This is a genomic window from Bacillus sp. FJAT-28004 (assembly GCF_001280845.1).
Lineage (GTDB): Bacteria > Bacillota > Bacilli > Paenibacillales > Paenibacillaceae > Pristimantibacillus.
In genome coordinates this window covers 468139-491553 of the sequence record NZ_LGHP01000001.1, presented here as the reverse complement: position 1 = coordinate 491553, position 23415 = coordinate 468139, and the positions used below count along the sequence as shown (strand labels likewise).

At 47.2% G+C, this 23415-nt stretch carries 18 protein-coding genes; 1 reads left to right on the top strand and 17 read right to left on the bottom strand.

Annotation, left to right across the window (positions count from 1 at the left end):
• Nucleotides 1–22: 22 nt before the first annotated feature.
• From AC787_RS02045 to nfsA, 11 genes are all read right to left on the bottom strand, one after another.
• Nucleotides 23–1048 carry an efflux RND transporter periplasmic adaptor subunit gene (locus tag AC787_RS02045; protein ID WP_054023274.1) on the bottom strand — a complete coding sequence of 342 codons (1026 nt, stop codon included), beginning with the start codon at nt 1046–1048 and terminating at the stop codon, nt 23–25.
• Nucleotides 1032–1724, bottom strand: a complete 693-nt coding sequence (locus AC787_RS02040; protein ID WP_054023273.1) for an ABC transporter ATP-binding protein — start codon at nt 1722–1724, stop codon at nt 1032–1034. The genes AC787_RS02045 and AC787_RS02040 overlap by 17 nt, the downstream gene beginning before the upstream one ends.
• A gap of 135 nt (nt 1725–1859) precedes the next feature.
• Nucleotides 1860–2792: an AEC family transporter gene (locus AC787_RS02035; RefSeq protein WP_054023272.1), complete on the bottom strand. Its 933-nt coding sequence runs from the start codon at nt 2790–2792 to the stop codon at nt 1860–1862.
• Nucleotides 2793–3005: 213 nt separating this feature from the next.
• Complete coding sequence (cysK, locus tag AC787_RS02030; protein WP_054023271.1) at nt 3006–3950, bottom strand: cysteine synthase A; 945 nt, start codon at nt 3948–3950, stop codon at nt 3006–3008.
• A 73-nt stretch (nt 3951–4023) separates the two neighbouring features.
• Entirely contained in the window at nt 4024–5907 is a 1884-nt protein-coding gene (locus AC787_RS02025; protein ID WP_054023270.1) for an ABC transporter ATP-binding protein, read from the bottom strand.
• On the bottom strand, nt 5882–7645 hold the full coding sequence (locus AC787_RS02020) for an ABC transporter ATP-binding protein (protein WP_054023269.1): 1764 nt from the start codon (nt 7643–7645) through the stop codon (nt 5882–5884). The genes AC787_RS02025 and AC787_RS02020 overlap by 26 nt, the downstream gene beginning before the upstream one ends.
• 27 nt (nt 7646–7672) lie before the next feature.
• Nucleotides 7673–9514: an ABC transporter ATP-binding protein gene (locus AC787_RS02015; RefSeq protein WP_082360595.1), complete on the bottom strand. Its 1842-nt coding sequence runs from the start codon at nt 9512–9514 to the stop codon at nt 7673–7675.
• Nucleotides 9511–10101, bottom strand: a complete 591-nt coding sequence (locus AC787_RS02010) for a PadR family transcriptional regulator (protein WP_054023268.1) — start codon at nt 10099–10101, stop codon at nt 9511–9513. Before AC787_RS02010 ends, AC787_RS02015 begins: the two co-directional genes overlap by 4 nt.
• 149 nt (nt 10102–10250) lie before the next feature.
• Nucleotides 10251–11225, bottom strand: a complete 975-nt coding sequence (locus AC787_RS02005; protein WP_054023267.1) for an aldo/keto reductase family protein — start codon at nt 11223–11225, stop codon at nt 10251–10253.
• A gap of 82 nt (nt 11226–11307) precedes the next feature.
• Nucleotides 11308–12666 (bottom strand): LLM class flavin-dependent oxidoreductase, encoded by a 1359-nt coding sequence (locus AC787_RS02000; protein WP_054023266.1) that lies wholly within the window; start codon nt 12664–12666, stop codon nt 11308–11310.
• A gap of 404 nt (nt 12667–13070) precedes the next feature.
• Complete coding sequence (gene nfsA / locus AC787_RS01995; protein WP_054023265.1) at nt 13071–13811, bottom strand: oxygen-insensitive NADPH nitroreductase; 741 nt, start codon at nt 13809–13811, stop codon at nt 13071–13073.
• Nucleotides 13812–14121: 310 nt separating this feature from the next.
• On the opposite strand from nfsA, the gene AC787_RS01990 reads away from it, so the two are divergent.
• Complete coding sequence (locus AC787_RS01990) at nt 14122–15246, top strand: NAD(P)-binding domain-containing protein (RefSeq protein WP_054023264.1); 1125 nt, start codon at nt 14122–14124, stop codon at nt 15244–15246.
• A 137-nt stretch (nt 15247–15383) separates the two neighbouring features.
• On the opposite strand, the gene AC787_RS01985 is transcribed toward AC787_RS01990, so the two are convergent.
• The 6 genes from AC787_RS01985 to AC787_RS01960 all read right to left on the bottom strand — a co-directional run bounded on the left by AC787_RS01985 (nt 15384) and on the right by AC787_RS01960 (nt 23406).
• Nucleotides 15384–16772 carry an ABC transporter substrate-binding protein gene (locus AC787_RS01985; RefSeq protein WP_054023263.1) on the bottom strand — a complete coding sequence of 463 codons (1389 nt, stop codon included), beginning with the start codon at nt 16770–16772 and terminating at the stop codon, nt 15384–15386.
• A 70-nt stretch (nt 16773–16842) separates the two neighbouring features.
• The gene (locus AC787_RS01980; RefSeq protein WP_054023262.1) at nt 16843–18165 is read right to left on the bottom strand and encodes an LLM class flavin-dependent oxidoreductase; all 1323 of its coding nucleotides are present in this window, start codon (nt 18163–18165) and stop codon (nt 16843–16845) included.
• A 23-nt stretch (nt 18166–18188) separates the two neighbouring features.
• A complete protein-coding gene (locus AC787_RS01975; RefSeq protein WP_054023261.1) occupies nt 18189–19559 on the bottom strand; it encodes an ABC transporter substrate-binding protein in 1371 nt (456 codons plus the stop codon).
• 28 nt (nt 19560–19587) lie between these two features.
• Complete coding sequence (locus AC787_RS01970; protein ID WP_054023260.1) at nt 19588–20904, bottom strand: LLM class flavin-dependent oxidoreductase; 1317 nt, start codon at nt 20902–20904, stop codon at nt 19588–19590.
• Nucleotides 20904–22238 carry an LLM class flavin-dependent oxidoreductase gene (locus AC787_RS01965; RefSeq protein ID WP_054023259.1) on the bottom strand — a complete coding sequence of 445 codons (1335 nt, stop codon included), beginning with the start codon at nt 22236–22238 and terminating at the stop codon, nt 20904–20906. The genes AC787_RS01970 and AC787_RS01965 overlap by 1 nt, the downstream gene beginning before the upstream one ends.
• A 193-nt stretch (nt 22239–22431) precedes the next feature.
• Nucleotides 22432–23406: a carbohydrate ABC transporter permease gene (locus AC787_RS01960; protein WP_054023258.1), complete on the bottom strand. Its 975-nt coding sequence runs from the start codon at nt 23404–23406 to the stop codon at nt 22432–22434.
• Nucleotides 23407–23415: the final 9 nt, after the last annotated feature.

The window sequence follows — 23415 nt, the reverse complement described above, 5'->3', positions numbered from 1 at the left end:
TCTATACAGGCTCATACCTTAATTATTGAAGTACAACAATCGCGCCTTCTTCCAAGCCCTTCGTAATTTCAATTTCCGTCGAGCCTTTAATTCCGGTTTCAATATCGATCTCACGAATTTTATTGCCGTCCTCAAGCGTTCTTACAAATGTTCTGCCTAGGAAGCTGCGCACGCCGCTGCGTGGAATCTTGAGTATGTCATCACGCTGCTGCAAAATAATTTTGACATCAGCAAACGCTCCGATTGTTGCGTCTCCAGGCACTTTCGGTACTTCAATGAACAAAGTCTTTGAGTAACGCTCTTGAAGCTGTTGGTTCAAAGTAGCAGGAGCGGATGATGGTGTCTGAACAACTTTACCTTTTATTTCTTCGGATCCAAAGGTAACCATCGCCGGAAAGCCAACGTCAACGCTGCTAATTTCCGCACCTGATTCAACCCGGAGCGCCAAACGCAGCTTTGATGGATCGGATATAACAACAAGTGTCTGGTAGGGCTCGACAAAATCGCCTTCATCCAGATCCTCAACGAAAGTCACTTGGCCGTTCATTTCGGCAACAAGCTGCTTGCTGTTGAATGTCGCCGTCAAACGATCCAGTTTTAATTGCTCAATCTCCATTTGGAGCTTTGCTATATCAATAACATCATTGTCACCGCCTAGTTTGGCTTGTTTAAATGCAAGCTTAGCTTTGGCAAATGCAAGCTGCTGTTCCTTTAATTGAACGTCCAGTCCATCTACATTAAGCTGAACTAAGACATCACCTTTTTTCACTTGCGCTCCTGAAGCAACCATCATCTTCGCAATGCGGCCGCCTTGACCTTTAAACTGTGCGATCTCCGACTGCGTTGACTCCAGGCTTCCGCTTCCTTTGATTTCTTGTGTGATTGTCCCCTTCTCGACCGTTACCGTCCGGTAATTTTCTTGCGCCGGCTTAACAAGAGGCGGCTTTAAGGCGGCCTCCTCAGCAGGAAGCAAGGAGCACCCTGTTAGTGAAGCGCTAAGAAGCAGCGCGAATGACCAGCCGAGTATCGGCTTAAGCTTTTGCGACAATTTGTCCATCCTCCAATTCATAAACATGGTCAACAATTTCCATTATTGCAGGATCATGTGTCGTCATGATGATCGTCATTCCTGCCATTTCTACTAGATCGCGAAACACTTTCATGATTTGCAATCCTGTCCGGCTATCCAGTTCAGCAGTAGGCTCATCTGCCAGCAGCAGCTTCGGCTTATGGGCTATTGCCCGCGCAATTGCCGTTCGCTGCTGCTCCCCGCCCGATAGCTCGAACGGCCGATGATGCATGCGGCTTTTTAAACCGACCTGCTCCAAAGCGTCAACAGCTGCTTCCTTGCGGCCGTTAGCTGGCATACCAGAAACTCTTAATATAAACTCCACGTTCTCATAGGCAGACATAAGTGGAATGAGTGCAAATGATTGAAAAATAAGTCCCATTTCCTTGCGGCGTACCATATCTCTCTCCTGATTCGACATCGCCGTCAAATCGCGTCCAGCAAAAGTAATATTCCCTTCGGTTGGACGGTCCAGTGCGCTTAGCAAGTTAATAAGCGTCGTTTTACCAGAACCCGATCTTCCTTTAAAAGCAATAAGCTTGCCGGACGGTATCGACAAATCAACACCCTTTAATACGTTAACTGCACCGCTTCCACGTCCAAAAGTCCTTTTTAAAGCGCTTGCATGAATAATATCATTTGTGATTGGCAGCATCTAGTAGTAGACCTCCATTTCCAATAAATCAATTACCCTTGTATCTTTTTCCATTTTAACCTTGTCCATCTTGTTGCACAAGAAATAAAAAACCTAACAAACTCTAATGTAAGAGTTTGATAGGTTTACTTGTTTCTATATATCAAGTTTTAAGAAAAAAATGACTGCGGTAACCGTGACTATACTTAAAATGGTAGAAATAAAAACAGATTGCGAGGCAAACTCTGGCTCGTTGTCGAACTCTACAGCCAGCAGCACACTGCTGAGCGAGGTGGGGACAGACGATGACACGATTAGTGCTGCTGCCGTCAGCTTGTCGAGTCCCATTAGCCAGACGATCAGCCACGCGAGCAAAGGACCGGCGATTAGTCGGAGTATGCCCGATATACTTACATCTATGAGGAGTGATCGCTTTATTTTCCATTCCATATTGCCAAGCTGTACACCAAGCGTAATAAGCGCAGTTCCGATAAACGCTGCCGATAAATAACCGATCGGCGTAGCTATCGGCTGCGGGATGGTAACATCCAGCCCCCTAAGTAGGAAGGCAAGCGGAATGACATAAATAATCGGCATAGAAATGATTGTCCGCCAAATCGCCCGCATATCGGCTTTGTGTGCATTGACGTTATAAATGCCATAGGTATTTGGTATAAGCGATTGCATCATCATAATCAGTACTTGAATCGCGAGCGTTTTCTCGTTGCCGGCAAAAGCAAGCTGATTGAGCGGTATGCCGTAATTTGCGCTGTTATAGAACAAGACGCTGTTGCGCATCGCACTTTTCATGCTTGGTTGATACCCTCTAATTCTGATAACCATTTCAACGATTAAATATTGAGTAACCATAAACAGCACAAAAAACAATAAAATTCTCCCGACTACTTGGGCAGAGATATCCGTTTTATATAGAAGGTCGAACATAACAGCAGGAGAAAATAAATAAAAATTCAGCTTGGACAACGTTTTAATATCCAGCTTGAATGCTCTTTGAATCATAATGCCAAGCCCAATCATGATGGCCATCGGAAGCACGTTTGTCATTAAAATGTGAAAGAAAATACTCATTACTGCATCTGCTTCTTTCTATTATATAGTGTGAGATATGGCCATGACTGCGACTAGGATCGCTTCACTCATTTTAATAGGTTCCTGCAAGATTAGGCAAGCATTCATATGGAGCTCGTTGTTGCAATCATTCGCTGCGCGTCTACACATAAACAAGAGAGGACAGCTACTGGCTGCTAAGCCATTAGTTGTCCTCTCTAAACGCTCACGTTTCTAAAGCTGCTGCTCCTGTTGATACAGCACCGTTGACAAGTACCGCTCCCCGTTGCTTGGAATGACCGCAACCACTCGCTTGCCGGTGCCTAACTTCTGAGCCAGCTGAATAGCCGCATAAATAGCCGCACCTGAGGAAATACCGCCTAAAATGCCTTCCTCCTTAGCTACTCTCCTCGCAGTCTCGAATGCATCATCATTGCTCACTTGAATAATTTCGTTATAAATATTGGAGTCCAAAATCGAAGGGACAAAACCTGCGCCAATCCCTTGGATTTTGTGCAAACCCGGAGAGCCGCCAGATAGAACCGGCGATGAGGACGGCTCTACAGCCACAATCTGAATTTGAGGGAAACGTTCTCGCAATACTTCGCCAGCGCCCGTAATCGTACCTCCCGTCCCTACTCCCGCCACGAAGCCGTCCAGCTTGCCATCAAGCGACTCCACGGCTCTGACAATTTCAGGGCCAGTCGTTTCCCGATGAATTTTCACATTTGCTGGATTATCGAACTGTAGCGCCGGAAAATAATTGGGGTGTTTCTCTTGCAGCTCCTTCGCTGTACGAATCGCTCCCTTCATGCCCTCAGCTCCGGGTGTAAGCACCAATTCCGCACCGTATGCCCGCAGCAAGGTCCGTCGCTCCAAGCTCATCGTCTCCGGCATAACAAGAACCGCTTTATAGCCTCTAGCCGCTGCTACCAATGCGATTCCAATGCCCGTATTGCCGCTTGTCGCTTCAATGATCGTATCGCCCGGCTTCAGCTTCCCTTCACGCTCCGCCTCTTCAATGATGCTGATTGCAATTCGATCCTTTACACTGCTGCCCGGATTAAAAAATTCCAGCTTCAAGTAAATTTCCGCACTTCCAGCCGGCACGACTCTGTTCAATCGAACCAGAGGCGTATTTCCTATCAAATCCGTAATATGATTGACGACGTGACTCATTTTATCAACCTCCTATATGATGAATGGCCTAGCGGCTTGTGCCGAAATGAGTAAGGGTGACACGAAAAAGGATTTATACTGCAATATTGCCCTGCGAATGCTCATACAACTCTTTATAATGTCCATCATGCTCGAGCAGCTCTTGATGATTGCCCTGCTCTACGATTTCACCATGGCTCATAACAATGATCCGATCAGCCTGCATGATAGTCGACAGTCGATGCGCGATAACAATTGTCGTCCTATCCTGCGATACGATCTGAAGTGCATTTTGGATCAATTGTTCCGTATGAGAATCCAAATTCGCACTCGCCTCATCCAAAATAAGCACCTTAGGCTTGAATACAATAATTCTCGCAAAAGAAATCAGCTGCCGCTCGCCTGCCGATAAACCGCTGCCACGTTCTGACAACTTTGTATCGTACCCGTCCTTCAGCTTATGAATAATCGTATCCGCACCTACAAATTCGCAGGCGCGAATAACCTCCTCGCGAGAAATCGTCTCATCAAACATTCTTATATTTTCGATGATGCTTCCCGAATAAAGATAAGGCTCCTGCTGTACCAGACCGACTAGGCGATGAAGGATCGCTTGCGGTATATCTCTTACGTCTGTCTCATCGATCCTTATGTTGCCTTCCTTCACATCATAGAATCTGCATAATAAGCTGATCAGCGAGCTTTTGCCCGCTCCCGTCGTACCCACGACGCCAATCATCTCGCCCGAATGGATATGCAAATCCAAATCTTTGATGATCGGTATTCCTTCCTCATAAGAGAAGGAGATCCGATTAAAATCGATCTGCCCCTTCACCTGCTCTAAGCTCAAAGTAGATAGGGACGCCTGACGTTCATCTGCCTCTTCATCACTATCCGCCTTTAACATTTCAAGCGAATCATGCTCACGATCTGTAATGTCCGGCTTATTCGCAAATACGCTCCAAATCCTCGTAACTGCGACAGTCGCAGACTGCAATGTATTCCATTGCTGTGTGATCGTATTAATGGGCTGAAAAAACTGGCGGATATACGTAATAAACGCATACAAAACGCCGAATTCCAGCTGCTGACCAAGCACCGCATTTCCGCCGATCCATGTAACAAATGCAATCGATAAATTGCTCAAAATATCAAAGGTTCGGCCAAATACGACATTCGTCCGAATTTCTCGAAGATTCGCCCGGAAATATAAGCTGTTTCGTTCATTGAACTGCTTCTCTTGCTCCTTCTGCTGATGAAACACTTGTACAAGGTTCATGCCCGACAGGTTCTCAGCAACAAACGCCACGAGCCGTGATAATCTCGTTCTGGCAAGTTGATAGGTCGTGCGCATAAAAGAACGGAAAGCAATCGCAATCGCCCATATAATCGGCAGTAAAATCAAACAATAAAGTGCTAACGTCGTGTCTAGCTGAAACATCATCACCATAATAAAAATGAGCGTAAGTCCATCCCTGAACAGGCTGAGCAGCACCTGATTAAAAAACTGGTTCAGCGCCTCCGTATCGCTTGAGACATGAGTGATTAAGCTGCCGCTCGACATCCGGTCGAAATACCGCATAGACTGCTTCAAAATATGACCAAACAGCTGTTTGCGAATGCGCGATACGATGCTTTGCCCAATATTTTGAAGCAGATTGTTTTGCAAATAAGTAAACAGCAGGCTGGATAGGGATAAACCCAAGTAAATGAAACAAATGGTAAGTAAACCTTTGTAATCATTTTTGCCGGATAATAAATTGTCATCGATCGCTATTTTCATTAAGAAGGGCTGGAGCAAGTCAGATAAAATCGCGATTAACGTACAACAAAACACACCAATAAATGCCCATATATGAGGTCTCGCATAACCGGATAATGTGCGAAAGGCCGAGACATATTCCGGCTTCTGCTCCGGCTGATTCGGATCACCCTTCTGATCTGCCTGCCAATTATGAATGGCTTGTGCCGGTCGCATGTTGACTCCCCTCCTCCTGTATCGCATGAAGCGTCGCATAGAGTCCTTGCTGCGCGAGCAGCTCCACATGAGTGCCCCGCTGCACAATCAAGCCGTCATCGAGCACTATAATTTCATCCGCATGCTTGATTGCACTAATTCGGTGCGCAATAATGATTGTCGTTTTGTTATGTCTTTCGGTTTGGATCGCTTCTATAATATCTTTCTCTGTCACAGCATCTACTGCACTAACACTATCGTCTAAAATCATAATCGGAGCACTCTTTATCATTCCGCGAGCAAGGCTTGTGCGCTGACGCTGGCCGCCGGATAAGGTTAAACCGCGCTCGCCAAGTCTCGTTTCAAACTGATCAGGCAGCTCAGCGATATTATTGTAAATTTGAGCATGTTTCGCAGCTTGCACAACCGTTTCAAGCTCATGCTCTCGATTAGAGAAAGCAATGTTCTCTCTGATCGTTGTGCTGAACAAAAATCCGTCCTGCGGCACGTAGGCAACTTGGGTTCGCAAGCTTTCAAGCGTCATGCCTCGTACGTCTGTATCCCCATACATGATGGTCTCAGGAGGTGGGTCGTAGGTGCGAAGCAGAAGCTTCATTAATGTTGTTTTGCCGCTTCCGGTCCGACCGATTATGCCAAGCGTCGTGCCTGGTTTAACGTTCAGGTTGATGTTTTTCAGAACTGGATTGGACAATGGGTCGTAAGAAAAGGATAGATTACGAATCGTAATGCCTGCGTTCATCAGATTTATTTCCTTAGCGCCCGGAAGCTCCATAATTTCGGTTTGCTGCGACAATAAGCCGTTTAATCGCTCAAGTGAAGCGCGGGAACGCTGAATGGAATTAATGACATTGCCGATCTGCTGGAGCGGATTCATCAGCATTCTAATGTAGAGCGTTAAGGCAACGAAGTTGCCGAGTGTAATTTGCTTCATAATCGTCATGTAACCACCAAATGCAAGCGCCACGATTAAGGCAATTGCTCCTAGAAACGGAATCAAAGCTTGGAAAAAAGATGAAACGCGCACCAATCGCAATTGGTTGAACCTAATTTGATCCACCGTTTTGCCGAAGCGCTCATTCATGATATCTTCGACCGCAAATTTTTTCGTTACACGAATGCCGCCGAATTGCTCCTCCGCCGTCTCTGTCATCTGGCCGAGTGCTTCTTGCACCTCAAGCGACCTTTTTCTAATAATAGGCCCAAGATATACAACGATAATAGGGATAAGCAGCAGCGGAAATATCGAAGCCAGAATCAAATAATAAGGGATATGGCTAATGAGCATCATCGTTACGGCCGCTATAAACAGCATCGACGCATTTGCTGTTGCATTGACCCCCATCGAAATGGATTCCCGTACCGCTGTGACGTCATTCATAAAGTAGCTGAGCAGCTTGCCTACACCATTTTTGGAATAAAACCGTTCACCCATCTGTGTAAAATGCTTGAACAGTCCTCTCCGAACGAGAAATTCAAACTTTCTTCCCACATACATAACCAAATACATCGCAATGCCGTTAAACAGCACATGACCAACACCAATAAGAAGCAGCAATAAACTGTAATCTACAATCAACTCACTTGTTAAGCCGCCGATTTGCAGTTTATCCGTGAATTGTCCCAGTACCTTTGGAAAAAAAACGTTGATCAAGTTAGAAATCAAATGGAAAAAGAGTGAGAACAGGTAAATATACCACGTTTTCCGAAAAAAATCGGTCAATAACCTTTTTGATTTCAAGTAGCGACCACTTCCTATTTTGCAAAATTATTGTTCTGAAACATCCTTTTGCGGAAATTGCAGCTCATAGAGCTGACTATAACGGCCTTGATGATCCAACAGCTCATCATGGGTTCCATGCTCAACGATCTCTCCTTGCTCCAGCACATAAATCCGATCCGCCTTCTGAATCGTAGAGAGACGATGCGCGATGACGAGACAAGTACGCCCTTCCAGCAATTGCGCTAGCGCATCTTGAATGTGCTGCTCTGATTCCGTATCAAGTGAAGCTGTAGCCTCATCCAAAATAATGATGCGCGGGTTTTTCAAAATCGCCCGTGCAATGGAAAGACGCTGCTTTTGTCCGCCTGACAGCTTGACGCCGCGCTCGCCAATTTGCGTCTCATAGCCTTGCGGAAACGATTCAATAAAACCAGCAGCATTCGCCGCTGTAGCCGCAGCGAAAACCTCCTTATCCGTCGCATGTAGATTGCCATACCGGATGTTCTCTTCTATAGAGCCGTTGAACAACACGATATCCTGTGATACGATGCCGATTTGTTCCCTAAGAGAAGCAATCGTTATATCCTTTAAGGAATAACCGTCAATCGTTATTTCGCCAGACTGAGGTTCATAAAATCTAGCGATGAGATGAGCGATTGTTGTTTTGCCAGAGCCCGAAGATCCGACAAGCGCAGTCACCTTGCCCGCCTCGAGCTCCAATTGAAAATCGTTTAACACGGTCGAATCCGTCGAATAAGCAAAATCAATGTGATCAAAAACAATATGCCCGCTCACCGGCGGAAGCTTCACTGCTCCTTTCTTCTCAATGATTTCGGCCTCCGTGTTCATAACCTCCATAATGCGTTCATAAGCAGCAGCCGATTGCTGAATCGTATTAATAATGCGGCTGAAGTGACGAACTGGGTTTTGCAGCAGTCTGAGGTAAGCTATAAAAGCAACGATTGTACCCACTGTCATTTGTTCCTTCATCGCAAGCCATGCTCCAAAAACAAGGACGATTGCAAGGCCAAGGAAATTAAGAAAATCAATAATAGGTTCATAAGCGGCTCGCAGGCGAGTCACCTGAATATTCGCATCCATATTTTTCTGCGTTCGCTCAGAGAATCGTTCGGACTCGTAGGTCTCGGCAGTAAACGCTTTAATAAGACGGATGCCGGTTAGTGTATTTTGTAAATGATCGCTAACATCAGCCACCGATTCCTGCACCGTTCGGAACGAGGAGCGCATTCTTTTGCTGAAAAATCTAGTCGTCAGAATCATAAACGGGAAGGTCGCAAGCAGCATTAGCGTCAGCTTCCAATCGATCCACAGCATATAAACTGCAATCGCCGTGAAGGTGAAAAAATCAGTAAACAGCTGCATCATGCTGGAGGAAATCATTTGCTGAAGGATGCTTACGTCGTTCGTGACCCGAGACATCAAATCACCAGTCCGGTTACGGTCAAAAAAAGCAACGTCCAAACTTTGCATATGGCGGTACAAATCGTTTCGCAAATTGTAAAGCACCTTTTGACCGATAGACGCCATAAGGGAAGTACTACAATAACGCAGAGCCCCTAGCGCCACCGCTGCTCCCATGACACCGCCGCCTATAAGCAGCAGTTTATTAAAGAGCTTATTCGGAATAATGTGGTCAATCGTCAGTCTCGTAAGCTGCGGAACGATAAATTCAAGCAGCGATATAGCGATAACACAGGCAACTGCTGCAATCAAAGCGGGCAATTGCGTCCGCGCATGCGCATATATTCTTATAAACATGCTGTAAATACTGGCTGGCTTTACCTTCTCACCTGTCCCGAATTTTCTCATGCCGCCCATTCCTGCCCCGCCTCGAAATGCCGGTGCTGAATTGTGCTGCTCTCTCATATCGCGCCGCCTTCTCTGCAGTCACTTTCGGGTTCCGTTGTGATTTGGCGAAGCGATACTCGAAGGCCATCTAAGATGGTGCGCAGCTGCGCAGCTTTGCTCGCATCAGTGACAGCCGCTCGTTCTGCAGCCTTCAGCAAATGCAGCAATTCCTTGCCAGCAGGCGTTAATCGCCGGTTCGGCTTTCTTCTCTCAAAGGGAGCACCTTCCTCATCCGCGTCACCCTGCTCAGGACGTTCCATTCCCGTTGCAGCATTATCGTTCTCCTCCAGCAAATAAGCTCTGCCTTCATCTGTAATCTCAAATACTTTTTTGCCATCCTGCTTGGAGGACTCAACAAATCCTTGATCCCGCAGCATTTGCAACGTTGGATAGATGGAGCCTGCGCTCGGTTTATATGTGCCTCCTGATTGCTCCTCAAGCGCCTTCATCATTTGATAGCCGTGCATGCCTTCCTGTTCGAGCAGCGCAAGCAACGCATATTTAACTCCGCCGCGGCTGAAAAAACGTCTGCCCGAGCCGTTTCCCTCTCTTTCATTCGCATGATGCAAAAACAATTGTTCCTCTGGCTGCCAATCTTTCGTCATAGTGTAATCTCCTTCGTTAACGATATATCGTATTAATTTACATATTATACGATATATCGTTAACTGGCAATTACTTCTTGCGATTTCATGACAAAGTCCAGTAACGAGATGCTCTTTACTGGACTTTGCTCATTTTTGGCCAGGGAGGATTAGAATGAACCTCGTGTAGATACAGGGCCGTTATCGATAACCGCTGCAATACGCTCAATTGTCTGATTATCAAGCACCACTCCAGATGCCTTCACGTTCTCTTCAACTTGTTCCGGGCGGCTGGCGCCAATCAAAGCACTGGACACATTCGGCTGGCGCAATATCCAAGCGAGCGACAGCTGACCCACCGTCAGATCAAGCTCGGATGCGATTTCCTTCAGCAGCTCAACCTTTGCCAGCTTCTCCTCCGTTATGCGGTTTTTAAAGTTTTCTTGCTTTGCAGCACGCGACTCATCAGGTACTTGATGATTGGATGTATATTTCCCTGTGAGCAGCCCTTGCGCAAGCGGCGAGAATACGACCTGACCGAAGCCTTTTTTGGAGCCGTGTGGAATAATTTCCTTCTCAATGTAGCGTTCAAACAAATGATAGATCGGCTGGTTCACGACAATTCGATCAAGTAAATATTTGTCTGCTATCGCAAGCGCCTCCGTAATTTGAGCAGCTGTCCATTCACTTACACCTACATAATGAACCTTGCCCTGGCGAATCAAATCTTCAAAGGCGCGCAGCGTTTCCTCAAGCGGCGTCTCATGGTCAAAGCGATGGCTGTAAAACACATCCACGTACTCGAGTCCAAGTCTCTTCAAGCTTGCATTTGCCGACTCGATGACATGTTTGCGAGAGAGCCCGCGGTCATTTGGTCCATCGCCAATTTTTCCATAGACCTTGGTCGCCAGCACGTAGGATTCACGGGGGTACTCACGCAGCGTTTCTCCGACGAGCTTCTCAGCCTCACCCTTCGCATAGACATTCGCTGTATCAAAAAAATTAATGCCGAGGTCATACGCCGTTTGAATCGACTTTACCGCGTTTTCACGCTCTACATAACCGCCGTATGTCAGCCAGCTTCCGAGACTAATTTCACTAACCTTTAAACCGCTTGCACCTAAGTTTCGATATTGGACCGACATATTAACTACCTCCTCATTTTTTACAAAACATATTTTGGCTAATACTGAAGTTTTCCCGTTGAAAAGTGGAAGAGTTGAACCGTTATCCTTTGATCTTTTGCGCTTCTCTGTTCAATGCCCATATGGCTTTATGCTTGTTTTCAGGTTTTGCCAGTCCTAGATTGTCTCTGAGTGTCTTGCCCTCATAGGCCGTACGATAGAGTCCACGGTTTTGCAGCTCAGGAATAACCTTATCGACAAACGTTTCAAAACCGCTGTAATAAATATGCGGCAAAATATTAAAGCCGTCCGCGCCGTTATTTCTAATCCAGCTTTCAATGAAATCAGCCGTTTGCAGTACAGAACCAGTAAACGACACATGACCATGACCGGCTGCGCTTCGAGCTAGAAACTGCCGAATCGTCATTTTGTCTCGTACCGCGGCATCCACTACCACCTCCTGACGGCTTGTAATGCCTGTCGTTATCGTTCCGTATGGTTTTGCTTTGTCGACGGGAACAAGACTATCGAGCGGATACTCCGACAAATCAACCGTAAAATAGTTCGAGAGCCGCTTTAGCGCTTGCTTCGTATTCAGCAGCCCATTAAATTCCGCTTCGATATCATGGGCTTCCGCTTCCGTATCGGCCACGATGGGACAGAGTCCCGGCATAATGAGCAGCTGTTCCGGAGTCCTTCCATGCTTGTGCAATCTTGCTTTCACATCCGTATAAAAGGATTGCGCCGCACCTAAAGTCTGCTGCGCAGTAAAAATGACATCCGCCGTTTTGGCTGCAAGCTCTTTGCCGCTTTCCGAGGAACCTGCTTGCACGAGAACGGGATACCCTTGTGGCGGGCGAGGTATGTTGAGCGGCCCTTTTACGGTGTGGTATTTGCCTTTGAAGTTAATTTCGTACACCTTGCTCGTATCCAGCGCAACTTCCGCCATTCGGTCATAAATAAGTGCATCCTCTTCCCAGCTGTCCCAAAGCTGCTTCGTCACCTCGACGAATTCATCACCAATCTCATATCGCTTCTGCACGTCGGGATGCTCGGGTTTATTGAAGTTGTCTGCATCGGCTTGCGAATGCCCTGTTACAATATTCCACGCCGCCCTACCCTTGCTGATATGATCAAGCGAAGCGAACTTTCGCGCTACATGGTACGGATCGTTATAGGTTGTGCTGACTGTCGCGATAAGTCCAACATGCTTAGTCAGCGCGGCCAGACCGGAGAGAAGCGTGAACGGCTCCAATCTTCTGCCAAGACCGGAATAGTTGTCTGCGGTGAATAAGGAATCAAACAGTCCTCTCTCCGCTATGCGTGCAATGTTCGCATAATATTCCAAATCCAAATCTTCCTTTGGACTGGAGTCCGGGTGCTTCCATGCTGCCGAATGATGGCCTGCTCCTCGCATAAACACGTTAAAATGTGCCTTCTTGTCCCGCTTCGTTTCGCTCATTTGTCATCCCCCATTTTCAGTTCATTATGAAAACACTTTAAGTTCAATGTTGATTGTCAGGCTTCGTTTCTTCACCACGCTATTCGGTGCCACTTGAGTACTTATCAGGAATTTCTCCTGTTAATTCAGCGGAATTCGAAGAGAAAATGGATTTAACAGGAATTTCTCCTGTTAATTTAGGCATTTGCTGATAAAACCGCTTATATCTGCCCACTTAACAGGAACTTTTCCTTTTAATTGAGTCCTATTTGAATAATTCGAAAAATTAGCTAGAGTTTTTCCCGTTAGATAAATAAAAAAGATAAGATTCCAAATAAAATGAGTCTAACTAACAAAAAAGAGACTTAGCTTATCGTCAGCTAAATCTCCGGTGGTCCGGTCGGATTATATTTTATTAAATTGGTTCATTTTAGCTTGAATCCTTGACCTACAAGGAAATCATGCAAATGATCGCGCAGCCGGTCTGACTTGAACCTTCTAAGCATTTCACGCGACCATCTCGTCTCCTGCTCCCCGCCTTTGCGCGAAGCGTAATATTCCCGAGTGATTGAATCGTAAGCAATGATTTCATCCTCCAACCCGCTCTGCTTATATGTTTCTTGATGATAGACAGCTGCGAGCGGCAATCTTGGACGAATATCAGGTTCTTGATCAGGAACGCCTACACACATGCCAAACACCGGATAGACAAGCTCAGGCAGTTCAAGCAATTCAGTTATTTCTTTAGGATTATTGCGAATCCCTCCGATATAGACGATCCCATAGCCGAGCGACTCCGCAGCGATTGCCGCATTTTGGGCAGCCAACGTTACGTCTATTGTTCCAAGCAGAAACAGCTCGGCATTCTGACGCAGCTCCACATCTTCATGCAGCCTTGCAGCCAATCTGATTTTATTTAGATCTGCGCACCAGATGAGAAACACCGGACTTTCAACGATTTGCTGCTGATTGCCGGCAAGCTCCGCAAATTTCCGCTTCCGCTCGGGGTCCTTAACAGCGATCACGCTGTACGCTTGGATATTGGATGAGGTGGAGGCTGCTTGCGCGGCCAACAAAATTTGTTCCAAATCACGCTCGGGTATAGCCGTATCTTTATATTTACGGATGGAGCGATGTTTTTTTAACAATGCAATAACTTCATTCATTATTTTGCCTCCTCTTCATGAATTCGTTCATTTTAATCATTTTTACATAAAAAAACCGGAGACACAGATACACTGTTGTCTCCGGTTATCCGGTAGAACTATAATCCCGATAATTCAAACTGTTTTAGTATGAAAAATGTACTGAAAATTTATCACGTAATGATTTATTTGTCAATCCTCATCGTTAGACGCCAAACGACTAAGCAAAACTCTAAATATCATTTTTGAAAAAAAGAGTATTGCATTACCGACTATTCTTAGTATAATGCTCGGTATAAATACACAAACAAATCCATAGGAGGTGAAATCCGTGGTTGATCTTATTATCATTGGCGCAGGCCCCTACGGAATCTCACTTGCCGCTCATGCAGCAGCAAGGGGGATGTCATACGTTATTTTGGGCAAGCCTATGTTTTTCTGGAAGGAGCAAATGCCTCAAAATATGTTCATACGTACCCACCCCCGGTATATCAGCCTCTCCGATAAGGATGACGTTTTTACCATCGAACGTTTTGGCCGCGAAACGGGAGTCGAATTGCAAATCCCTTTCCCTCGTCCGTATTTTGTCGATTACGCCTTATGGTTCGCTAAACAAACAGGGGTATCCTTCACGCCTGAGCTTGTTTCGCAGCTTCATTATTCATCCACAGGCTTTAGCGCAGCAACACATGACGGCAAGCTGTATCAAGCGAAAAATATCGTCATCGCAACCGGATTACAGCATTATAGCTACATTCCGCCCGTATTGCGTGCTCTTCCCCCGCAGCTCCTCTCTCATACCTTTGCGCTTCGCGATTTTAAACCCTACGCAGGCAAGAAGGTCGCAGTTATCGGCAGCGGACAAAGCGCTTGGGAAGCTGCAGCTCTGCTGCATATGGCCGGAAGCGAGGTAGAGCTGTTGTTCCGGCGTGATGCCGTCCACTATTCCAGCGACGATAATGTGGTATCGGGCCAGAAGCTGATCGACTCCGCTGAACAGTTCTATCAGTTGCCTGCCGAGCTCAAGCAAGAACGGCGAAATGCACCGCGCCAGGGCAGCGTCGCCCCCTTCCTAAAGCCCTACGTTGAAGGAAAACTCCCCCTCACTGGAGGCGCAGCTATTAATCATGCAGAAGCAACAAGCGATGGCCAAGTGCTGCTCACGCTGGGAAGCAGACAAACTCGCCTCGTCGATCATGTCATTGCCGCTACCGGATACCAGATCAATCTCGATCAAGTGCCATTTTTGCCATCCTATCTACTGCAGCTTATCGAGAGGGAACCGGATTCCTTCGCTAACTTTCCTCTGCTTAGCGCTCAATTTGAAAGCAGCATACCTGGACTCTACTTTGCCGGCCCACTAGCCGCCTATACACATGGACCCGCTTTCGGCTTCGTAGCAGGCTTGCGCCAAGCATGCCGATCCATTATTCCTCATATCCAGCAGCATACCTAATAAAAGCAGGAGCAAGTGATTTTAACATTCGCTTGCTCCGTCGCTTGCCTCTTTTACCACATGTAAGTCAGCTAAGAAAAACAGCACAAAACAAAGGGGCCGCATTTTTCGCTGCACCTTTGCTCTGGCTCTCTAAGCTACTTGTCTCCTATCGTCGTTCTAAGCGTTTCAACATCTTTGTTAATTGCCTCGGTCGCTTTTCGAATCGCAGAATTCACATCTAACCCATTGATAGCTAGATCCTCAGCCGCCTCAGTCAATCTTGTCGTTATTTCCAGCTCATAAGGATGGACGTAATGCTCCTGCAGCGGCTCCCCGATAAATACGTTTTGCACAGCCTTCCCCTGCAGCACCGGGATGTCCAGCCCATATTCCTTCTCTAGCTCTGGATTTATAACAGCCGGTACCCTGCCATTCCGAGCCAAAATTCGCTGACCCTCATCCGATAAAATTTCAGCAATGACCTGGAAGGCTTCGTCTTTATGCTTGCTCTGGCTGTTCACAGATAACGAATGGATTTGAGCTTCTCTAGTTTTGCCTAGCTGGTCGCTAAAGTTTGGAGCCGGTGCGAAGTCCCAGTTAAACTCTACACCCTGCTGGCGCAACTCCTCTAACGGGCCAATCATGTTAGCCAGCCAAGTCACCCGCATGCCGATAACCTGATCCTTCATAAATTGATCGCGTCCCCAGTTCCATGTATGGTCTGGCGTTACGTAACCAGGAATTTCAAAGATGCGCTTGTTAAGCTCAAACACGCGCAGCCAATCAGGCGTATCTAAAGCCGCGTTTCCTGTATCATGATCGACGTATGGCAGACCTAACCCTTTCGCTAAACCTGTCAGGTTGTCAACCGAGAGGCCGATATATTGTACCCCATTCTCCGTGCGGGTCAGCTTCGCTGCAATGTCCAGCACCTCATCCCAGGTCAGCTGTTTTTCTGTAGGATACGGAACACCAAACTTATCAAAAATATCTTTATTATAGTAGAGGATATGCTGATTGGAGTTAAACGGAATCGCATAGATTTCGCCTCCCTTGTCTTTCGTTATATCTTTGATATAGTCATACAAAATCGGTTTGATCCGGCTCTCATCGAATTGATGGCGTTTAATGAGCTCTCTCAAATCCTCATAGGCGCCCGTTCGGATAATACGCTGATGGGAGGACGATGAGGAATAGATGATATCCGGAACATGCGTAGAAAGTACTTCTTCATTCGTTGTTGTAGCCGCCGGCGTTATTCGTTCAATGGTTACATTCGGATATTTCTTCTTAATCGGGTCAGCGATGAGCGTATTAAACTCCACATCGGGAAAAGTGCCGCTCGTACTGAAAAAAGTTAATGTGAGCGGCTCATCGCCAAGCTTTTTGAAATCCGCTTTTTCCGTTTCGGCTGCGTTCGTTTCTTGCTGCTTGTTTGCTTTGCTCTCATCCTTATTAGCCGGTGTATTATCCTTACTGGCACAAGCCGCCAATACAGCAAATAACATTAAAATAATCATGCCTATCGTAAGCTTTTTCTTCATTACATTTTCTCTCCTCGATTATGAGGTGCAGCTGTGTCGTTTCACATTCAACAAGCTCTCGCTCAGTCTTTTAATGTATAGCTCTACTCGCATGGCGAGCATTGGCTGGCCGTCTTAATCCAAGATGCTCCCGCAAGCTCGTTCCATCGTATTCCGTCCGAAACAATCCGCGATTTTGCAGCTCTGGAATCACCTTATCTACAAATTGCGTAAGGCCGCTCGGGAAAATCTGAGGCATGACGTTGAACCCATCGGCAGCGCCGTTAACGAACCAGTCTTCGATGATGTCTGCAAGCTGAAGAGGTGTACCCGTAAACGTAAAATGCCCTCTCGCTCCTGCAAGACGATTAATCAATTGTTTCAGCGTTAACTGCTCGTGGCGGACGAGATCCAATATGAGCTGATGCCTGCTCTTATTGCCATTCACCTCATCCGTTTCACGGACACCCTCCAAAGAAAGCGGCTTATCGAGCGGATGCTCGGATAAATCAATGCCTAATCGCTCCGATAGCTGTCTAACTACGCCGTCTTTATTTACATAATCGAATAATTCGCTCTCGATTTCTCTCGCTTCCTCCACCGTGTCTGCCAAAATCGGGCTAATGCCCGGCAAGATCTTCAGCTGGTCAGCCTCTCTCCCATACTTCGGCAGTCTTGATTTCACATCCTTATAAAACTGCTGAGCACTTTCAATGCTTTGATGCGCGGTAAAAATAACTTCCGCTGCCTTTGCTGCAAATTCCTTGCCGCTCTCCGAGGACCCCGCTTGCACCAATACAGGATAACCCTGCGGCGGCCTTGCGATATTAAGAGGTCCCTTCACCGAATAATATTTCCCCTTAAAATCAATCGTATGGACTTTGTCTTTATGAATACGGGTTCCCACCGTTTTATCATTAATAACCGCCTCGTCCTCCCAGCTATCCCACAGCTGCTTGACAATCTCTACAAATTCATCCGCTTCCTCATAGCGCAGCGAATGATCTGGGTGCTCTTCTCTCCCGAAATTGTGCGCGGCGGACCCAGCACCCGTAACGATGTTCCAGCCTGCTCTTCCTCTGCTTATATGATCCAAGGATGCAAATTTCCGCGCTACATGGAAAGGTTCGTTATAGGTGGTGCCAACGGTAGCAATTAAGCCGATATGTTTCGTTCTGCTTGCCAGTGCAGCAAGCTCCGTGAACGGCTCCAGCTTGTTGGAGCGGCCGGAATAGCCGTCTGCCAGAAACACCGAATCCATAAAGCCGCGTTCAGCTGTCTGAACCATTTGCAGCACATGCTCGAAATCAAGGTTGCGGCTCGGCTCCGCCTCCGGGAGCCGCCATGAGGCTTCATGGTGGCCGGTTCCGAACAAAAAGGCGTTGAGATTTAATTTACGCGTGGATTCCCCCATAGTTAATTCCTCCCATTGTCTGCTTATTGGCCGATCGTCGTTTTTAAGGTCTCCACATCTTTATTAATCGCGTCCGTTGCTTTGCGTATAGCCGAATTGACGTCTAGACCATGAATCGCGAGGTCTTCAGCTGCTTCCGTAAGCCGTATCGTAATACTCGACTCATAAGGATGAATGAAATGCTCTTGAATGGGCTTCCCAATAAAAACATTCTGAACGGTTTTGCCTTGCAGAACTGGTATTTCTAAGCCGTAATCCTTCTCCAATTCCGGATTGATAATAGCTGGAACACGCCCATTCTTAGCAACAATCCGCTGCCCCTCATCCGATAAAATTTCCGCAATCACTTGAAATGCTTCATCTTGATGTGGGCTTTGGCTATTGATAGCTATCGAGTGGATTTGCGCTTCTCTTGTATTGCCAAGCTGATCGCTGAAGTTTGGCGCCGGCGCGATATCCCAGTTGAACTCCACACCCTGTTGGCGCAGCTCCTCAAGCGGACCAACCATATTGGCCAGCCAGGATACCCGTATCGCAATGTTTTGATCCTTCATGAAATGATCGCGGGTCCAGTTCCAAGTGCCGTCTTGCGCCACATAACCTGGAATTTCAAAAATCTTTTTCTGCAGCTCGAATACGCGAAGCCATTCCGGCGTATCTAGCGCAGCCTGCCCCGTCTCCCGGTTCAAATAAGGAATGCCAAGCGATTTACCCAAACCAGTTAAATTGTCTACAACAAGCCCGATATATTGAATGCCGTTTTCTGTTCTGGTCAGCTTCGTGCCAAGCTCGACCGCTTCATCCCATGTCAACTGCTTCTCCGTTGGATAGGGAACGCCGAATTTATCAAAAATATCTTTGTTATAATACAAAACATGCTGATTGATATTGAATGGGAGCGCGAGAACCGCATCGCCATTGCCCTTCGTTATGTCCTTGATATAGTCGTAGCCAATCGGTTTGAGACGGCTCTCGTCAAAATGATGTTTTTTTATGAGCTCTCTCAAATCCTGATATACACCCGTCCGAATAACCCGCTGCTGCACACTGCCAAATATAATGTCCGGCACATGTGTGGACAGCACCTCCTCCGGAGTCGTCGTCGCGGCTGGCGTAATTCGTTCAATGGTTACGTTCGGATACTTCGCATGAATAGGACCTGCGATCATCGCTTCGAATTCCACGTCCGTAAAAGTAGCGCCAGTGGAATAAAACGATAATTTTAGCGGCTCATCCCCAAGCTTCTTGAAATCAGCGGTTTCGGTCGCACTGTTCGTTGCATCCTTCTTACCCGATGCAGCATTCTGCTTTGCAGGTGCATTATTGTCTCCCCCACATGCGGAGATCGATGCTGCAAGAATAAATATCGCGATAACAGCCCCTAGTTTCTTCATCCTATACCCTCTCCTTTCTATCATTTAATTATATTTGTTGAAAATAGCGCGTATTGGCGGGACGCTGGAGCCCTAAACTCTCACGAAGCGTCTTGCCTTCATATTCGGTACGGAACAGTCCTCGGTTTTGCAGTTCTGGAATGACCTTGTCTACAAAGGTCTCAAGTCCCGTAGGAAAGAGCTGCGGCAGCACATTGAAGCCATCAGCCGCATGGTTTCTAAACCATTTTTCAATAAAATCTGCGGTTTGAAGAACAGACCCGGTAAACGTGATATGCCCATGTCCTCCATTGCTGCGATAGAGAAGCTGGCGAATCGTAAAATTTTCTCTGCGCGCCGCATCGATGATAACTTCCTGCCTGCTGCGAATGCCGTTGAATTCCTCAGCAGGTTTTGCTTTATCGAGCGGCACCGGCGCATCCAGCGGATAATCATTCAAATTCACCGTGAACCGCTCCGATAAGCTATCGAGCGCACGCCTTGTATCCACAAAAGCATGCAGCTCCTCCTCAATCTCGCGCGCTTCCGCTTCCGTATCAGCCACAATTGGAGCCAGCCCTGGCAAAATAACAAGTTCGTCAACGGTTCTCCCATACTTCGCTAAGCGTGATTTCACATCGTAGTAGAAGACACGGCCTGCATCGAACGTTTGCTGCGCGGTAAAAATAACCTCCGCCGTTTTGGCTGCCAGCTCCTTGCCTTGCTCGGAGGAGCCTGCCTGCACCAGCACCGGATAACCTTGCGGCGGACGCGGGATATTGAGCGGTCCCTTCACCGAATAGGTATGTCCTTTGAAGTTGATCTCGTGCACCTTATTTGCATCCAGCAATTTACCCGCCTTTTTATCGAAGATAAGGGCGTCGTCCTCCCAGCTGTCCCACAGCTGCTTCACCACCTCGACGAACTCCTCGCCCGTCTCGTAGCGCTGCGCATGCTCTGGATGTTCGTCTCTGCTAAAATTATGAGCAGCTGAGCCCGCTCCCGTAACGATATTCCAGCCAGCCCTGCCGCCGCTTATATGATCCAGCGATGCGAATTGCCTTGCGACATGGAACGGATCGTTATATACGGTCCCCACTGTGGCAATCAAGCCGATATGCTCGGTTACAGAGGCAAGTGCTGCGAGCAGCGTGAACGGCTCCAGCTTGCTGCCGCCGCCTGCATATCCATCCGCTAAAAATACGGAATCCAGCTTGCCTCGCTCAGCAATTCGAGCAAGCTGTCCTAAGTAATCAATGTCCAGCTCCAAATCCGGTCGCGCTTCAGGATGCCGCCATGCTCCCGCATGATGGCCTGTCGCTCTTAAAAAAACGTTCAAATGAACCTTACGATTAGATTCGCTCATTAGGAATACACCTCTTCTTCCGTTTTTTTGGCATGCCTGCTATTTGCCGGTCTCACTAAACCTAGATTTCCGCGCAGCGTTTGCTCCTCGTAAGAGGTGCGGAACAATCCTCGATTTTGCAACTCAGGTATGACTTTATCGACAAAGCGCCCCAACCCGCTTGGATACAGCTGCGGCATGACATTAAAGCCATCGGCCGCTCCATTCTTGAACCACTTTTCAATGACATCTGCCAGCTGCAACGGTGTACCCGTAAAAGTAAAATGTCCCCTTGCCCCCGCCAAACGATTAATTAACTGTCTAAGTGTAGGCCGCTCACGCTCTACTAAATCCAAAATAAGCTGGTGACGGCTCTTCATGCCGCTTACCTGATCTGTCGTTTGTACGCCATCCAGATTGACAAGGTTATCAAGTGAATGATTGGATAAATCAACACCTAAGCGAGCGGATAACCGCTTAATCGCTCCTTCATGATCGATAAGCTCATACAGCTCATTCTCCAGATCCTGTGCCTCTGCTTCTGTATCCGCCAATATAGGACTGAGTCCGGGCAATATTTTCAGCTGATCCGTTGTCCGCCCGAACCTCGCCAAACGTGACTTCACGTCCCTATAGAAAGCAGCCGCCTCCTCGAAGGTCAGTTGAGCAGTAAAGATCACCTCCGCCAGCTTAGCGGCAAATTCCTTGCCCGTCTCAGAGGAGCCAGCCTGAACGAGTACGGGATATCCTTGCGGCGGTCGCGCGATGTTCAGCGGTCCCTTTACTTTGAAATGCTTCCCAGCATAATCAATCGTATGAACCTTGGCCTCATCGATAAGAACGCCGCTTATCTTGTCATTTTGCAGCGCGTCGTCCTCCCAGCTGTCCCACAGCTGCTTGACAATCTCTACAAACTCCTCCGCTGATTCATAACGATCATGATGCTCCGGATGTTGTTCCCTGCTGAACTGCTCCGCAGCCGGTCCCGCTCCCGTCACGATATTCCAGCCTGCGCGCCCCTTGCTGATATGGTCTAAGGAAGCAAACTTCCGGGCGATATGAAAGGGTTGATTGTAAGTGGTTTCCACCGTTGCAATTAAACCGATATGTTTCGTCGCTGCTGCTAATGCTGCCAGCATGGTGAATGGCTCGAGCGATCCTGCTCCAGCCCAGTAGCCATCCGCTAGAAATACAGAATCAAGCAAACCTCGTTCGGCAATTTGAGTCAGCTTCAAGTAGTGCTTAATATCAACGCCTCGCTCCGGCTGCGTATCCGCATGCCGCCACGATGCTTCATGATGGCCTGATGCTGCCAGAAACGCATTAAGATTTAGTTTTCTTTCCGATCCACTCATCGCACGACTCCCCTTAAGTCATTTTCAAATCAAATGCAATTGTTCTAAAAAAAAATAGCCAGAGCTGCCCTAAGGCAATCTCCGGCTATCCGGTCGATCATTTCCAATTAAGTCAATTGGTTTTATAAGGATTATAGTAAGTGCTAAGAATTTATCATCTCAATCGCATAATGTCAACGGTTTTTTCGTTTCACTATTCTACTAATCCCGTCCGTTCAACCCCTTCAATAAACCATCGCTGAGCGAACAAATACACGACAAGCAGCGGCATAATAATTAGGAAAGAGGCCGCCATCTTGATCGCTTCGGCATAAACCGTAATCTCTCCCGCTCCTTCAGCCAGCTTCATCTCGCCAGCCATTCTTGCCAGCGTAATGGAGAGAGGTACGTTTTCCGCAGTAAACATAAAGAGTGACGGAAAGTAAAAATCATTCCAGTTCCAGACGAAAGAAAATAGTACGACCACAACGGTAGCCGACCTCGATATCGGAAACATGACGCGAAAGAACAAGCGAAAAGGGCCTGCTCCGTCCATTCGTGCTGCCTCGTCCAGCTCTTTGGGCAGTGTGGAGTAGAAGGATCGATAAATAATAACGAACATCGCTCCTTTCAAGCCATGGCCAAATAAAGCGGGGACAACCATCGGCAAAAACGTGTTCAGCCAGCCAAACTCTTTAAAGAGCATGATCGATGGTAGAATCGTAATTTGGGGCGGCATAATAAATGTAAACAACAGCAGAGCTCCCCATACTTTTTTGAAGGGGAACTCCAGCCTTGCGAACGCATAACCGGCAATTGCACAGGAGAATACCTGCAGCACCGCTACGGAAGAGGCGAGCGAGACGCTGATGAGGAAGCTCTTCGTGTAATTCAGCATTTCGCTCGCTTGCTGCAGATGCCCCAAAAATATTGACCGCGGCACCCAAATAACGGTTGGGTCAAGAATGTTTCTTGCATCCTTCACCATCGTCGTCACCATGTATAGAATCGGCTTCATATAGATGAAGGCAACGTTGATCAGAATAATATAAACAAATAGCTTGAAGAGAATGCCCTTATCAATTTCTGCTCCAAGCAGCCGGTATTTGAGACCAATTAAACTTCTTCGAAGCTTCTCATCGCTATATAGGTTAGCCGCAATCTCATTTCCTTTTTTTACAATTTTCACGAACACTCA

Coding starts and splice junctions, on each gene's coding strand:
- AC787_RS01970 (WP_054023260.1), bottom strand. CDS start 20,904: ATGAGCGAATCTAATCGTAAGGTTCATTTGAACGTTTTTTTAAGAGCG.
- AC787_RS02005 (WP_054023267.1), bottom strand. CDS start 11,225: ATGTCGGTCCAATATCGAAACTTAGGTGCAAGCGGTTTAAAGGTTAGT.
- AC787_RS01965 (WP_054023259.1), bottom strand. CDS start 22,238: ATGAGTGGATCGGAAAGAAAACTAAATCTTAATGCGTTTCTGGCAGCA.
- AC787_RS02035 (WP_054023272.1), bottom strand. CDS start 2,792: ATGAGTATTTTCTTTCACATTTTAATGACAAACGTGCTTCCGATGGCC.
- AC787_RS01985 (WP_054023263.1), bottom strand. CDS start 16,772: ATGAAGAAAAAGCTTACGATAGGCATGATTATTTTAATGTTATTTGCT.
- AC787_RS01980 (WP_054023262.1), bottom strand. CDS start 18,165: ATGGGGGAATCCACGCGTAAATTAAATCTCAACGCCTTTTTGTTCGGA.
- AC787_RS02000 (WP_054023266.1), bottom strand. CDS start 12,666: ATGAGCGAAACGAAGCGGGACAAGAAGGCACATTTTAACGTGTTTATG.
- nfsA (WP_054023265.1), bottom strand. CDS start 13,811: ATGAATGAAGTTATTGCATTGTTAAAAAAACATCGCTCCATCCGTAAA.
- cysK (WP_054023271.1), bottom strand. CDS start 3,950: ATGAGTCACGTCGTCAATCATATTACGGATTTGATAGGAAATACGCCT.
- AC787_RS02025 (WP_054023270.1), bottom strand. CDS start 5,907: ATGCGACCGGCACAAGCCATTCATAATTGGCAGGCAGATCAGAAGGGT.
- AC787_RS02010 (WP_054023268.1), bottom strand. CDS start 10,101: ATGACGAAAGATTGGCAGCCAGAGGAACAATTGTTTTTGCATCATGCG.
- AC787_RS02040 (WP_054023273.1), bottom strand. CDS start 1,724: ATGCTGCCAATCACAAATGATATTATTCATGCAAGCGCTTTAAAAAGG.
- AC787_RS02015 (WP_082360595.1), bottom strand. CDS start 9,514: ATGAGAGAGCAGCACAATTCAGCACCGGCATTTCGAGGCGGGGCAGGA.
- AC787_RS01975 (WP_054023261.1), bottom strand. CDS start 19,559: ATGAAGAAACTAGGGGCTGTTATCGCGATATTTATTCTTGCAGCATCG.